This is a genomic window from Leptolyngbya iicbica LK, from assembly GCF_004212215.1.
Classification (GTDB): domain Bacteria; phylum Cyanobacteriota; class Cyanobacteriia; order Phormidesmidales; family Phormidesmidaceae; genus Halomicronema; species Halomicronema iicbica.
Window position 1 is genome coordinate 752892 of sequence record NZ_QVFV01000001.1, and the last position, 12471, is coordinate 765362.

The following is a 12471-nucleotide window of genomic DNA, read 5'->3' on the forward strand; positions in this document are numbered from 1 at the left end:
TGGCATCATAGGCTGGAGGTCTATTCGGGCGCTCAGTCGCTCCTGGTCAATTCGATGCCATCTTTTCAGACACCCGCTTCCACCCAGCCAGCATCCGCGATCGCCTTGCCCGAACTGCTCGCCCCAGCAGGCAATTGGGACTGTGCCAAAGCGGCGGTAGAAAATGGGGCCGATGCCATTTATTTCGGTCTTGATCGCTTCAATGCGCGGATGCGGGCCAACAACTTTACCGAAGCGGACTTGCCCGAACTCATGGCCTTTCTGCATCGCCGGGGCGTGAAGGGCTACATCACGTTAAACACCCTCATCTTTACGGCAGAACTGCCCGAAATCGAGCAGTATTTGCGGACGGTGATCGCGGCTGGGGTGGATGCGGCGATCGTTCAGGATATTGGTCTCTGTCGGTTGATTCGCGCGCTGTCGCCCGACTTTCCGATTCACGCCTCGACCCAGATGACGGTCACCAGTGCCGCCGGAGTCGCCTTTGCCCAGGGGCTGGGCTGCCAGCTTGTCGTCCTTGCCCGCGAAACGTCGATCAAAGAAATCAATCGCATTCAGCAGCAGTTGAGCGATCGCGCCATCGCCATGCCGCTTGAAGTCTTTGTCCACGGGGCGTTGTGTGTTGCGTACTCGGGTCAGTGCCTCACCAGTGAGGCGTTGGGCGGGCGATCGGCCAATCGCGGCGAATGTGCCCAAGCCTGCCGCATGACCTACGACCTGATCGCCGATGGCCAGCCAGTGGACGTGGGCGATCGCCAATATCTGCTCAGTCCCCAAGATTTGTCGGGCCTCCCCGTGCTTACCGACCTGATCGCGGCAGGCGTCTCTTGTCTCAAGATCGAAGGTCGGCTGAAAGCGCCCGAATATGTGGCTAACGTCACCCAGGTCTATCGCCGGGCACTGGATCAGGTCGCGGCGCAGTTAGCGATCGCAACGGCCACGCCTCAACGCTATGTCCCCACCGACGACGAGCGCTATCGTCTGGAAATGGCTTTTTCTCGCGGGCTCTACACCGGCTGGTTTGAGGGCATCGATAATCAAGCCCTCGTTCATGCCCGCTTTGGCAAAAAGCGCGGTGTCTTGCTCGGCCAGGTCAAAAGCATCAAGCCCGACGGCATCACGCTCGAACTCCAAGCGCCGGTCAAGCCGGGTGACGGCGTGGTGTTTGACAATGGCCATCCTGCTGCGAAGGAAGAAGGCGGGCGCGTGTATGGGGTGCAGCGCCAGGGCCGCACTACATTGCTGACCTTTGGCCGCCGCGATGTGAATCTGAATCGCCTCAACGTGGGGGATTACGTGTGGAAAACCAGCGATCCCGAGTTGGATAAAACGGTGCGCCAAAGCTACGCCGGGGAGACGCCTCAATTCCAGCAGCCCATCACGGTCGAAATTTATGGCGCGGTGGATGAACCGCTGACGGCGATCGCCCGCGATCCCCAAGGTCACATCGCCCAGGCTGAGTCCGCCATGCCACTGGTCAGTGCCCATAGCCAACCCCTCACCACTGACAAACTCACCCAGCAATTCAGTCGCTTGGGCAATACCCCGTTCCGCCTAGACGCCCTCACCAATCATGTTGAAGGCGACGTGATGCTGCCCGTCAGTGAACTCAATCGGCTGCGGCGATCGCTGGTAGAGTCTCTGGAAACTCAGCGATCTCGTCCCCGGATCTGGCAACTCGCCGAGCCGGCCCAGTTACCGACCCTGTTGCCCGAGCCGGAGCAACCCCCGACCCGTCAGCCGGAACTGATTGCCTTGGTGCGCAACCAAGCCCAACTGGCCGCCGCGATCGCCACCGAAGTTTCCACCTTTTACTGCGAACTCGAAAATCCTGCCGCCTACAAAGACCTGGTGGAATGGTTCCGCCATAACCGTCGCACCGAGGCGCAAACGATCTGGGTCGCCCCGCCCCGCATCACTAAACCGCTGGAAAACTACATTTTGGAACAGGTCGCGCGATCGCAGGCCGACGGCTATCTCATTCGCAATTACGATCACCTTGCCTGGTTCCGCGATCTTCCCTGCATCGGCGACTTCTCGCTCAATGTGGCGAATCCCCTCACCGCCGCCTATTTCAAAGCGCAGTACGGGCTGGAACGGCTGACCGCTTCCTACGACCTGAATATTGACCAGCTCGAATCGCTACTCCAGGGCAGTCCTGCCCACTGGTACGAAATCACCCTGCACCAGCACATGCCGATGTTTCATATGGAGCACTGCGTCTTCTGCGCGTTCCTCTCTGACGGCAAGGACTTTCGCGACTGTGGTCGCCCCTGCGAAACGCAGACCGTGACGTTGCGCGATCGCACCGGCACCGAACACGTTTTGCAAGCCGACGCGGGCTGCCGCAATACCCTTTACAACGGCGTCGCCCAAACCGGAGCCGAATACGCTCAACGCCTGATCACAGCCGGGGCGCGACAGTTTCGCATCGAGTTCCTCAACGAGTCGCCCCAGCAAGTCTCGCAAACCCTACGCCATTATCAACAGCTACTCTCCGGCGAGTTATCCGGTGCCAAACTCTGGAAAAAACTGCAACTGCAAAGCAAACTCGGCGTTACCCGTGGCCCGATGGACAAAGACCAGCGTTAGCGATCGCACTCGCCCAGTAACCGTTTCTACAGCAAGGCTCGAACGTCAATAATAAGGTCTGGAAATGCTAGCGGCGCGATGGTGCCGTCGTTCAAGCGTTGCTCTTGCTGATAATCATCCCCCTGGGGATCGCGATACACAATCAGTACGCCATCCCGCAGATTAGCCACCCAATAGTCGGCAATCCCAGCAGCCGCATAGGCGTGCCGCTTCTCATCGGTATCTTTTTCCAGCGACGAGTTGGCGAATTCAATAATTAAAAACACATCAGCAGGCGTGGGATGTCCTTGGCGATACGCTTGTCGCCGCACCAAGGCAATGTCAGGCTCAGGCTCGCTTCCGGTCTCCGTGATGGTGATCGGTTTGGCGTCCCTCACTTGGTAACGCCCCTGCGATCGCGTGATCAAAAACTCCGCCACCCCCGTTGAGAGATCCGCATGATCTGGGCCTTCGGGAGCCATTTCCAGAACCAATCCATTCAGTAACTCAACGCGGCGATCGTCTAACAAGCCCGCCTCAATCATGCGGTGATAGTCAGCGATCGTCCAACGCAGCAGAGTCGCAGCCACAAATAGTCTTTCCTACTGAGCCATTGCCTCTATCTTAGCGGTCACGAAGTTCATACCATGCCAACAACGGATAGCGTCCCGCTCGTAGCTGCTAAACATCAGCAACGACTCTGAGGCATTAGGATCAAACCGTCAGGCTAAGATTTAGACACAGGCGCAATTTCGCAATATCAAGATGACTGCACAGTTGCTCTCCCCTCATATCCGCGAAGCCCACGTTTTTCCCAAGATTAACTGGCAGCAGTTCGAAGCCATTGATCAGGCCTTTGACTCCGTGCCGGGTGTCAAGTTTCGATATCTCGATGGCGCGTTAGAAATCATGCCCATTAGCGAAGAGCACGAAGACTTTAAAACTATTCTGCGAATGTTACTGGAGGCTTATCTGCGATCGCAGGGCATCCGTTTCTATGGTCGCGGCGGCCCCTCATTAGGGGATGCAACATTGGGTACTCGCAGTGAACCAGACGAAGCTTATAACATTGGTGAGCGAAAGCCATATCCTGATCTGGTGATCGAGGTTGTCGTGACGAGTGGCGGCATCGACAAATTAGAAGGTTATCGTCGGTTGGCCATAGCTGAAGTATGGTTTTGGGAAGATGGCGTGCTCCAACTTTATCACTTGAAATCTGACCAAAGTGCTTATGAGCAGGTGGAGAACAGTGTTCTACTCCCTCAATTACCGCTGGATGTTTTCTGTCGCTATGTCACGTATCACGACCAATTTGATGCTGTTGACGAGTTCCTCAAGAGTCTTCCATGATGTCTGCCAAGCTTTCGGACTATGCCTTTCAGACATTTCAACTCGTCACAAAAGACCAGTGGTGGCAGCCTAATGAATATGGATTTTTCCATCGGAGTTTGGGTTCGGCTTAGCTGCCGATGCACCAGAGAAAATTGCTCTGGCTGACCATTAAAACAAATTAGGAAGAAGTCTTTGAGTGCTTGAAAGAATCCACTTTCAATGGGCTGGATTCCATGGCCCGGAAACTTTGTATGCCCAGTGGAATGAAATGCTTAACCCTAACTGACGTTAACCAAGTGATTCACTATTGCAGTCATTGGAGTTACTCAACAGTGGGAAGTGGCTGAAGGCAAGTTCAAAGCTTCGTGTGGATTTTTACCGTTAGACGAAATCCTGCGGCAAGATTGAAAGTACAGGGGAACTAGCGTGGTCTATCGGAGTTGTGACTGTAGCGGGTGATCTGCCATGAATTTTCCAGATTTATTAACCCTGCCCGTCGGGCCAACGCCTTGGATCGTCGGGGGCTGCTGCCTGTTGGCCTTCAGCCTGGTGTTGCCCAATCCCCCCATCGTGGCCTTGGGGTTAGCGAGTTTGGTCACTGCGATCGCGGCGGTGCGGTTACCGACCTTGCCCAGCCAGCTCCTCATTTGCAGTATCTTAGCCGCAGTTTTCACCCTGGTCATGCGCGGTTTGTTGCCCCAAGAATCCAAGGAGCTAGCCGCCGCCCCGACTGCGCGAGTGTGTGACGCGATCGCCCCCGGTGAACTGGGGCGCGTGCATTACGAAGGGGCTATCTGGCATGCCCGCTGCCAAATCAGCGATGTCGCGATCGCCCCCCAAACCCAAGTGCGCGTCATTGAACGTCAGGGCAACACCCTCATTGTGCTGCCCATGCCGCCCGCCCGTTCCACAACCGATTAAAAGGATTACACTGACGATGATTCTGTTCCTTTCCCAAAGCGCAGGTGCTTAATGGCCCCCTCAATTTTTGCGATTTTGGCGCTGATCGTCATCGGCTACACTGTGGGCTCAGTGCGGATTGTCAACCAAGGCAATCAGGCATTGGTCGAACGGTTAGGTCGCTATCACCGCAAGCTGCGGCCCGGCCTCAACTTCATCGTGCCGTTTTTAGACACCATTGTTTGGGAAGAGAGCATTCGCGAACGACTGCTGGACGTCGATCCGCAATCGGCCATCACCCCTGACAACGTCGCCCTCAACGTTGATGCCGTCGTTTATTGGAAGATCCTAGATCTAGAGCGCACCTATTACGAAATTGAAAATATTCAGGATGCCATTCGCGAATTAGTGGTGACGACACTGCGATCGGAAATCGGCAAAATGCCCTTTGAAAAGACCTTTTCATCCCGAGACGAGCTGAACCGAGCCCTGCTCGATCACTTGGATGAAGCGACCGAACCTTGGGGCGTTAAAATTACTCGCGTCGAGGTGCAGAGTATCGTGCCACCAGCCTCGGTGTTGGAATCAATGCAGCAACAGCAAGCCGCCGAGCTCAAGCGCCGCGCCACTGTGCTCGAAGCCGAAGGCGAACAGCAAGCATCAATCAAGCGGGCACAAGGCACTGTGCAATCGATTGAGCTGTTGTCAGAAGCGCTTAAAGAACGGCCCGATGCTCAAGAAATCCTCAATTTCCTCATTGCCCAGCAATATGTCGAGGCCAACCAAAAACTGGGTGAAAGCAACAACTCCAAAGTGCTCTTTATGGATCCCAAGTTCCTCTCCGAGGGCTTGATTGATTTAATGAATACCCCGGTCACCCCCGAAAATATTCCCAATGGCGAGCCCCGGCCCCAGCGACCCAAAAATCCGCCGCGCAAGTAACCGAACCCCTGGCTAAATTACCTCAGGGGACGGACTCCTTTTGGCTCAATCAGAGCAACTCGGGCTGAGTTTAAGGGGTCCGTCCCCTCAACAGGCTTGCAGACAACTGCCCTAGGTCACCGCGACCAAATAGCGGAATTATCATTAGAGCGCAGGCACGGAAACGGACGACCGATGTCAAGACCCTCTGTCGATCGCCCCTCGCCAACGACCAACGCCCCATCCAGTCGTGTCCAAATGATTGCCCACTTGCGACGCGCCAATGCCGCGGCCGAGTAAGCTTTACAGGCCGGGCATCATCCCTTCGGGGCAATCTTAGTCGCCCCTGACCAAACTACGGTTTTGCTCACCCAGGGCAACCTCGACACCGTCAACCACGCCGAATCGACCCTGGCTCGAACCGCCTATCAGCAGTTCGAGCCCGCCTATTTATGGCATTGCACGCTGTACACCACTGTGGAACCCTGTGCCATGTGTGCCGGGACGCAATATTGGGCCAATATCGGCCAGCTTGTCTATGGTGTAGCTGAAACCCAACTCTTGGCGCTCACGGGCAACCATGCCGCCAACCCCACGTTAAATTTGCCCTGCCGCGATATGTTTGCCCGAGGGCAAAAGCCCTTACAAGTTTGGGGGCCGATCCCTGAAGTTGCCGCTGAGATCATTCATCTGCATCAAAACTTTTGGCAACAGCCGCCGCCACCTCATGCCTGATATGACGCCCATCAGATAGATTGACTGGACTCAGAATGTGAGGCAGCAGGCAAGCAGCATTACAGCTGTCTACACGCCATCCGCAAAATCAACACACTCAAACAAAGTCATTTTTCTTGATGAAATCAGAAAGCTAACGGGCGCTACTTCACATGCCATCCGCTTTTGGCATATAAGTCCAGAAAAACTTATGGGGCAAACAATTTAACCAAATAGCGCTAATTTGTCTAGACATCTCTACCCTAAGGGGTATTTTTGCCCGTGGTTAATGTCTTTCTCATGTTTACCAATTAGTATTGATATTAAATTCATCAACTTTACTCGCTCTTTACACTATGGTTGCTTTGGTAGAAATTCCGGCAGCAAAGGCGTTTCATGCGCTCTCTGACCCGTTACGGCTGCGCATCATTGAGAGCCTGCGGGATTGTGAATACTGCGTTGCTGATTTGTGTGAGCATCTCGATGTCAGTCAATCGAAGTTGTCCTTCCATCTGCGAGTGTTGAAGGAGGCGGCGATTGTGCGATCGCGATCTCAAGGTCGCTGGACTTATTACAGCCTCAACCTGCCGCAAATCGTCGCGTTAGAGCAGCATTTGGCCGATTTTCGTTACTTTACTGCCAGCTTGCCGACCGCTCCCGAAGCCACCCTCAGCAGCCGACACAGCGAGTCTTGAGCCTGCCCCGAGATCGCTCGGGGCGAGCGCCGAGCTCCATTAGCAACTCAGCTGGCCGTGAGAAATTGTTGAATGGTCTGAGCGGTCGTCGCGGCCTGTTCTAAGTGGGGAACGTGGCCGCACTGGTCAATCCATGACAGGGTCGCCTGGGGCAGCAGTTCGGTAAATCGAGTGGCGTCTCGGATGCCCAAGATTTTGTCTTGTCGTCCCCACACAATGAGCGTCTCAGACGTAATGTCGGCAATGCGATCGCTCAAAAAGTTGTAGCCCCCACTCTTCGTAAAGGCGATGAGCGCCTCGGACCAATGGGGACAGGCTAGATGCAGCGCGGCACACAACTCAGCATCAGCCGTCACCCAAGATTTATCGGCATACGCTTGCTGACTAATGCGTCGTCGCACCCCCGGATTTTTGAGAAAGGCGGTGGCCCAGCGGTCTAACGGCGGAAACATCAAGCGCCCCATGGCCGGACCAGCCGCTAGACCCGCACTATCTAACAAAACTAGTTGGCTCACCGCGTCAGGATAGGTCAGCGCAAAGTCGATGGCGGCAGCTCCCCCCATCGAGGCGCCCACCAACACCATCGGCTGTTGGATTAACTGCTGCCAAAAAGCATGGAGATGCTGCTTAATGGCCGCGGGAGAAAAAGTCGTCGTGACGGTGCGATCGGTAAAGCCAAACCCCAACAGATCCACTGCCCAAGTTTGGCGAAATGTGGCCACATGGGGCAACAAGCGCCGAAACTCAAAGAGAGAACTGTCAAAACCATGCAGCAGCAGGACAGGCGGCTGCCCCGTACCTTGACAAACGTAGGTAGTCGGCACGGGGAGATAGCTGAGTTCTGTGGCAACCTCGACCTGTTGCATCTGCTGGGCGATCGCGATCGAGGTCGGCTCCGTTAATTGGGCCGCATCAGCGGGCAAAAAATTCGGCAATTCTGTTTGAGAAGGAGAGGCAGTCATAATCGGCAGCAAACAACAGCAGGAGCGCGATCGCCCCACACAACCATGTGAGTAGTCTAACGCTGAGCTTGGGACGGTAAACAATGAATCTCAATCTGCTAGAGGATAACGCCCAGCGGCTCGATCCCAACTTGATGGGCTAACCCGCCATGAAACCTGGCCCGGCATATCGTGTCGCCCTCGCCGCTGCGTCAGAGCAGCACCACCGCCCCGGCTCCTGTTATGGTGAAAAGATGGAAAATCAGGACATCACGACCCACTTACAGCAGCGGTTTGGCAGTGCCGTGCAGCATACGCCACCCGATGCTTGGCAAGTCGAAACGCCCGACTATCGCTTACTCGTGCTGCTATCCACCGACCAGAGTTGGCTGCGGCTGTTGATGCCGATTGTGCCCGGGGAGGTAGCTCAGCCTTATTTGAGCCAAATCTTAGAAGCCAATTTCGACTTAACGCAGGAAGTGCGCTACGCCCTGCATCAAAATGTGTTGTGGGGCGTTTTTCAATACGAACTCGCCAGCCTCACAGCGGTACGCTTTGAGGCGGCCATCAGTCGGCTGTTGGGCATGAAACAAGAGGGCATTGATCCCTTTTTTAACGCTTTAGTTGAACAACAAATCCGGCAAATCATCGTGGCTGCCAAGCAACAAGGCCAATCGTTGACCGCCACAATGCAAACCCTCGATCGCCTCTATAGCGAGGGCATTATGGGCAATCTGGATGACAGCAGCACTGACAAAGCACAGGTGTTGGCGTCATGGCAGCGGCAGCTCGAACGGCTTTGGGAGGAGGACTTATGAATATCGATGCGGTGTGCGATCGCATTCGCCAGGACTATGCGACCTTTCCAGCAGACCAGAGCTACGACCTGTACGCAGAAGACGTGTACTTTCGCGACCCGATGAATGAGTTCACCGGGGTTGAGCAATATCGCGAGATGATTGGCTTCATCGACCGCTGGTTTCAGCAGCCCCAACTTGTGTTGCATCGCCTCGACCAAACTGGCCCCCAAACCTTCGAAACCCACTGGACCTTGAGCTGGACGACGCCCTTGCCCTGGCGACCCCAAATCGCGATTCCCGGCTGGACGGAATATCGCCTCAATGACGACGGTCAAATCGTCTCCCACATTGACTCCTGGCACTGCTCTCGCTGGGCCGTCCTGGGGCAAGTGTTTGGCCTCAGCCAGTCACCTAGCCCTGACCAACCTGTTTCCTGAACGGTTGGTGATCGACCGCTTCATATCTGCAATCGCCCTGTGGACAAAAGCCGATAGCCAAACGTCATCGCGAACATCGACACAAAAAATTGCCACAAACTGGTGGGATTGAGAATCGCACGGCTGCTGATAAAAATGCAGACAATGCCGCCCGCGACAAATACCCAGCCAAGTTGCTTCATGAAGCCTAATGGCATAAACACCAATAGGCAGATACCTGCACACAATAAAAAGATCGAGGCATCGGCAGCGATGCCGCGCCACCAGTAAGGACTCACATTGGTAGTGAAAAAGATATTTTTGCCTAGAAAATAGATGCCCAAGAGCATCAGGGCTAAGCCAAAGAGTTGAACCAATAACCGCATGTCAAATGGATCTCTGTAACTACAACGGTAATCAACGAGTGTGCAACGTAATTTAAGGCTGGGAAGATGGTTCGGAGCTGCGAAACTGCTTTGCAATCAGCAACGGAATCCCGATACCGATAACTAGGTTAACTAGCAGCCATAGCAACGACAGCGAATTGCCAAAACCAGCAATATAGAAGCCACGGCGGGTTGAAGAAAGCAGGGCATCCCAAAGTAAATGGGCGCTAATGCCCACAGAAAGACCGATCGCACCATCACGCAATAGGTTGAGTAGGCTCCTTTGGAAAGAGGTGATGGGAGACTGTTGGCTCAACCCAAGCCAAAGCCCCAGTAAGCCCATAGGAATGAGCACAGAATGAAAGAGCCAGCTACGATGCACCAGGAAAGGCAACCGCGTCGCTTGGTAAAGAGGAATATCCCAGTCGGGGAAAGCCATATAGAAATAGGTATGGCTGAAGATTGGGACCCCTAACTTTCGGAAAAAGAACAAGCCACTGGCTCCCCAAATCAACATGATCAGGAAAGCGATCGGGTTAAAGCTGCGAGCCGCCGAGCGGGTATAGCGTTCGAGCAACCCCCAAAAGACCATGCCGACGGCAAGACCGATAGCAAAGTGCAGTAATTTATCAAGCAAAGGACTCATGGAGTCAACAAAAGGTTTTCAGACCTCTTGATCAATACAGGATCGACTTTAGGATTCCCGAAAATTGCCAACAGTGAGGGCAGTCAACTCCATCTCGTGGAAACCGCCACATTCCACAAGTATGAGAACCCCGCGACTGTTGAGTCTTAATTCACTTTGCCTAAGGAATGTTTAAACCAGCTTGTTTTAAGGGGATAGATAGCCATTCACGGTCTTGGGCAGCCAGGGGAGGAACGGAGTCTTCACCGTAATTAATCACCCAGTCATAGCCCGACTGAATCATAAATCTCGTCTAACAAACCTTTGAGGTCCACAACAGGTTCCGTGTCTTCCATACTCAAGGGGAGCGGGAAGACGAGTATAAGACTTACAGGTTACAGGCGTAGAGGCTGGCGCGGGGACGCTGAATGCTTGGGCAGCCAATGATTGCCAGTCGGGCAGAGAACGTTACGACTCTTCTACAAGTTCGCTGTTCACTTCATTAATCGGGCGACGGCGGAGTTCTACAGATTCGGTGCGCGGCAGCAGATCAAAGACTTCGCGCATCACGTCATCGACTTGCTCGTAGCTGACAATCCCGGTTTCATTGAGGCGCACATTCCCCTCAGCATCAAAGACTAAGGTCTGTGGCACGACCCCAGTGAAGTAATAACCCGGGTCGGTTTCGTCATAATCGGCCTGAGGCGAAATGGAATCCGCCGCAACGGGAATAAAATTAGCGGCGCGTCCGTAGGGCGCTTGTAATTGCGAGACCACCGAAGCATAGCGCTTGCAGTCGGTGCTGTCGTCAACATAAAACACGAGCAGGGCAGGCTTTTCGTATTTCATCGATTGCGCTAGCGACACCTTGGGCGGCACTAGAGAACCGTTCCCGGCATAGAGGGCAAAGATGTTGCCGTCGTAGTTATCGTCTTCCAGGCCCGCCCAGGCATTAGCGGTGCAGAGCAACCAACAACCGGCGATCGCTACCCCCAACATTACCCATCGTCGCCATTGAAAAAGTTGCCGTACCATCATGCGTCAGTCTTCAATCGATAATTGCGCCTTTACTATTAGGCCATATTTAGGGCGGTGCCGGGCGACTAAGAGCCAATTTCTTCAAAAGTTTCGGTTATCGTTTGTAGCTCTGAGCGATAGGTCTCATATTGTTCGGGGCTGGCCCACGCCACAATTTGGTAGTAGCGCTGCTCAGTAACCACCGTGGTGTGTAAGTACACGACTCCGGTGCCATCAGCCAAACTGCCGCGAATTTCATACTGTGAGGCAAAGTTATCGTCGATAAACGCGACCTCAGTGGGATTTTCGCTGGTCGAGGTGGCCAGTTGGTCTTTGATTAGGGCACGATAGCGGGCCGCATTTTCGGGCAGGCCAAATCGCATCAGCACTGGAGAATCTTCGGCCACCACAATCACAAACAGTTGATTGGTGGCATCGGCGGCCTGCAGCTCAGCCGAATCATGAAGGCTGGTATCTTCGGCCCAACTAGCGGGCAACGTAATTTGAATCCCGGTCTCACTATCCACTAAGGCTGCACCGGGTGAGTCAGTACCGGAATTGTTGTCGGTCGTGGTTTCGACGTCGGTTGGCGAATTATCGGTTGGTGAATTATCGGTGGCCGTTGGCACTGTCCCCTCTTCGGGGTTGCTGCGCAAATTTCTCAAGATGCGATCGCAGCTCACAGCCAACAAAATCAGCATCACCAGCGGCAACAAAATTTGAACAGTCCAGGGGCGTTTCATACGAGGCGAGGCGGCAAGCTCAACTGGCACCCAAAGCATAACACCGCCTTTCGGGAATGGGCCGCGTCTCGCCTCAGGCGGTCACCGGGCAACGGTTCCCTAGAGTCGGGTGCGGCCCATCATCTCGATCAAGCTCCCAGGGTCACCAGTCATTGGCCTCGATTTATGGAGCTCAAGTAGTCGGAATGTTGTAGATGAGTTGCGAGATCGCCCCATGCTTAGAGGTGCTGTGATATTCGCCGTAGTCTGCAAGATCATCCAGGCCAATGGAAGTCAAAATAATTTCGGCAGCGAGCCAAATCATGGATTGTAAAAGAAGTCGTTTCCATCGTACTGACATGGTCTTCACCTCAAGCTGGTGGGGTGCGGTTGATCATGGTTCCTACTTTCAAACTGCCCGGGCCAGAGCC

At 54.3% G+C, this 12471-nt stretch carries 14 protein-coding genes and 1 pseudogene; 8 read left to right on the forward strand and 7 right to left on the reverse strand.

Features of this window, described 5'->3' with window-relative positions; genetic code table 11:
- Positions 1-54: 54 nt before the first annotated feature.
- The gene (locus DYY88_RS03245) at positions 55-2592 is read left to right on the forward strand and encodes a U32 family peptidase (RefSeq protein WP_039725375.1); all 2538 of its coding nucleotides are present in this window, start codon (positions 55-57) and stop codon (positions 2590-2592) included.
- A 26-nt stretch (positions 2593-2618) separates the two neighbouring features.
- Here the strand turns inward: DYY88_RS03245 and DYY88_RS03250 are convergent, their stop codons facing one another.
- A complete protein-coding gene (locus DYY88_RS03250; protein ID WP_039725376.1) occupies positions 2619-3161 on the reverse strand; it encodes a Uma2 family endonuclease in 543 nt (180 codons plus the stop codon).
- A 175-nt stretch (positions 3162-3336) separates the two neighbouring features.
- Here DYY88_RS03250 and DYY88_RS03255 point away from each other — a divergent pair, with 175 nt between their 5' ends.
- From DYY88_RS03255 to DYY88_RS03275, 5 genes and pseudogenes are all read left to right on the forward strand, one after another.
- A complete protein-coding gene (locus tag DYY88_RS03255; protein WP_044150930.1) occupies positions 3337-3921 on the forward strand; it encodes a Uma2 family endonuclease in 585 nt (194 codons plus the stop codon).
- A gap of 447 nt (positions 3922-4368) precedes the next feature.
- Complete coding sequence (locus tag DYY88_RS03260) at positions 4369-4824, forward strand: NfeD family protein (RefSeq protein ID WP_052288222.1); 456 nt, start codon at positions 4369-4371, stop codon at positions 4822-4824.
- 51 nt (positions 4825-4875) lie between these two features.
- The gene (locus tag DYY88_RS03265) at positions 4876-5745 is read left to right on the forward strand and encodes an SPFH domain-containing protein (RefSeq protein WP_039725377.1); all 870 of its coding nucleotides are present in this window, start codon (positions 4876-4878) and stop codon (positions 5743-5745) included.
- 300 nt (positions 5746-6045) lie between these two features.
- Positions 6046-6459 (forward strand): annotated as a pseudogene (locus DYY88_RS03270) (deaminase); the annotation flags it as partial.
- Between the two features lie 335 nt (positions 6460-6794).
- On the forward strand, positions 6795-7133 hold the full coding sequence (locus DYY88_RS03275; protein ID WP_039725378.1) for an ArsR/SmtB family transcription factor: 339 nt from the start codon (positions 6795-6797) through the stop codon (positions 7131-7133).
- A gap of 47 nt (positions 7134-7180) precedes the next feature.
- On the opposite strand, the gene DYY88_RS03280 is transcribed toward DYY88_RS03275, so the two are convergent.
- Positions 7181-8095: an alpha/beta fold hydrolase gene (locus tag DYY88_RS03280; protein ID WP_044151441.1), complete on the reverse strand. Its 915-nt coding sequence runs from the start codon at positions 8093-8095 to the stop codon at positions 7181-7183.
- A gap of 149 nt (positions 8096-8244) precedes the next feature.
- Here DYY88_RS03280 and DYY88_RS03285 point away from each other — a divergent pair, with 149 nt between their 5' ends.
- Both DYY88_RS03285 and DYY88_RS03290 read left to right on the forward strand, forming a co-directional pair.
- Positions 8245-8892 carry a hypothetical protein gene (locus tag DYY88_RS03285; RefSeq protein ID WP_242517567.1) on the forward strand — a complete coding sequence of 216 codons (648 nt, stop codon included), beginning with the start codon at positions 8245-8247 and terminating at the stop codon, positions 8890-8892.
- Positions 8889-9311 carry a C6orf136 family protein gene (locus DYY88_RS03290; protein ID WP_044150932.1) on the forward strand — a complete coding sequence of 141 codons (423 nt, stop codon included), beginning with the start codon at positions 8889-8891 and terminating at the stop codon, positions 9309-9311. The genes DYY88_RS03285 and DYY88_RS03290 overlap by 4 nt, the downstream gene beginning before the upstream one ends.
- Positions 9312-9331: 20 nt before the next feature.
- Here the strand turns inward: DYY88_RS03290 and DYY88_RS03295 are convergent, their stop codons facing one another.
- The 5 genes from DYY88_RS03295 to DYY88_RS24835 form a co-directional block, all read right to left on the reverse strand.
- Entirely contained in the window at positions 9332-9676 is a 345-nt protein-coding gene (locus DYY88_RS03295) for a hypothetical protein (protein ID WP_039725380.1), read from the reverse strand.
- Positions 9677-9728: 52 nt separating this feature from the next.
- Positions 9729-10322: a hypothetical protein gene (locus tag DYY88_RS03300; RefSeq protein ID WP_044150934.1), complete on the reverse strand. Its 594-nt coding sequence runs from the start codon at positions 10320-10322 to the stop codon at positions 9729-9731.
- Positions 10323-10769: 447 nt separating this feature from the next.
- A complete protein-coding gene (locus DYY88_RS03310) occupies positions 10770-11336 on the reverse strand; it encodes a thylakoid membrane photosystem I accumulation factor (RefSeq protein ID WP_039729302.1) in 567 nt (188 codons plus the stop codon).
- A 68-nt stretch (positions 11337-11404) separates the two neighbouring features.
- The gene (locus DYY88_RS03315; RefSeq protein ID WP_039725381.1) at positions 11405-12061 is read right to left on the reverse strand and encodes a PsbP-related protein; all 657 of its coding nucleotides are present in this window, start codon (positions 12059-12061) and stop codon (positions 11405-11407) included.
- 172 nt (positions 12062-12233) lie between these two features.
- Positions 12234-12365, reverse strand: a complete 132-nt coding sequence (locus tag DYY88_RS24835) for a hypothetical protein (protein WP_302849223.1) — start codon at positions 12363-12365, stop codon at positions 12234-12236.
- Positions 12366-12471 lie beyond the last annotated feature (106 nt).

Coding starts and splice junctions, on each gene's coding strand:
- DYY88_RS03310 (WP_039729302.1), bottom strand. CDS start 11,336: ATGGTACGGCAACTTTTTCAATGGCGACGATGGGTAATGTTGGGGGTA.
- DYY88_RS03300 (WP_044150934.1), bottom strand. CDS start 10,322: ATGAGTCCTTTGCTTGATAAATTACTGCACTTTGCTATCGGTCTTGCC.
- DYY88_RS03315 (WP_039725381.1), bottom strand. CDS start 12,061: ATGAAACGCCCCTGGACTGTTCAAATTTTGTTGCCGCTGGTGATGCTG.
- DYY88_RS03285 (WP_242517567.1), top strand. CDS start 8,245: ATGAAACCTGGCCCGGCATATCGTGTCGCCCTCGCCGCTGCGTCAGAG.
- DYY88_RS24835 (WP_302849223.1), bottom strand. CDS start 12,365: ATGATTTGGCTCGCTGCCGAAATTATTTTGACTTCCATTGGCCTGGAT.
- DYY88_RS03295 (WP_039725380.1), bottom strand. CDS start 9,676: ATGCGGTTATTGGTTCAACTCTTTGGCTTAGCCCTGATGCTCTTGGGC.
- DYY88_RS03265 (WP_039725377.1), top strand. CDS start 4,876: ATGGCCCCCTCAATTTTTGCGATTTTGGCGCTGATCGTCATCGGCTAC.
- DYY88_RS03275 (WP_039725378.1), top strand. CDS start 6,795: ATGGTTGCTTTGGTAGAAATTCCGGCAGCAAAGGCGTTTCATGCGCTC.
- DYY88_RS03245 (WP_039725375.1), top strand. CDS start 55: ATGCCATCTTTTCAGACACCCGCTTCCACCCAGCCAGCATCCGCGATC.
- DYY88_RS03290 (WP_044150932.1), top strand. CDS start 8,889: ATGAATATCGATGCGGTGTGCGATCGCATTCGCCAGGACTATGCGACC.
- DYY88_RS03280 (WP_044151441.1), bottom strand. CDS start 8,095: ATGACTGCCTCTCCTTCTCAAACAGAATTGCCGAATTTTTTGCCCGCT.
- DYY88_RS03255 (WP_044150930.1), top strand. CDS start 3,337: ATGACTGCACAGTTGCTCTCCCCTCATATCCGCGAAGCCCACGTTTTT.
- DYY88_RS03260 (WP_052288222.1), top strand. CDS start 4,369: ATGAATTTTCCAGATTTATTAACCCTGCCCGTCGGGCCAACGCCTTGG.